The following is a 505-nucleotide window of genomic DNA, read 5'->3' on the forward strand; positions in this document are numbered from 1 at the left end:
CTAGAGATAGAAGTTTCCCCTTCGGGGGACAAAGTGACAGGTGGTGCATGGTTGTCGTCAGCTCGTGTCGTGAGATGTTGGGTTAAGTCCCGCAACGAGCGCAACCCTTAAGCTTAGTTGCCATCATTAAGTTGGGCACTCTAAGTTGACTGCCGGTGACAAACCGGAGGAAGGTGGGGATGACGTCAAATCATCATGCCCCTTATGATTTGGGCTACACACGTGCTACAATGGACAATACAAAGGGCAGCGAAACCGCGAGGTCAAGCAAATCCCATAAAGTTGTTCTCAGTTCGGATTGTAGTCTGCAACTCGACTACATGAAGCTGGAATCGCTAGTAATCGTAGATCAGCATGCTACGGTGAATACGTTCCCGGGTCTTGTACACACCGCCCGTCACACCACGAGAGTTTGTAACACCCGAAGCCGGTGGAGTAACCATTTGGAGCTAGCCGTCGAAGGTGGGACAAATGATTGGGGTGAAGTCGTAACAAGGTAGCCGTA

1 rRNA gene is annotated in these 505 nt (G+C 50.7%); it reads left to right on the forward strand.

What is annotated here, in order from left to right:
* Positions 1-505 (forward strand): 16S ribosomal RNA (locus HMPREF2953_RS06570); the annotation flags it as partial.

This window comes from Staphylococcus sp. HMSC072E01 (assembly GCF_001814125.1).
Taxonomy (GTDB): domain Bacteria; phylum Bacillota; class Bacilli; order Staphylococcales; family Staphylococcaceae; genus Staphylococcus; species Staphylococcus hominis.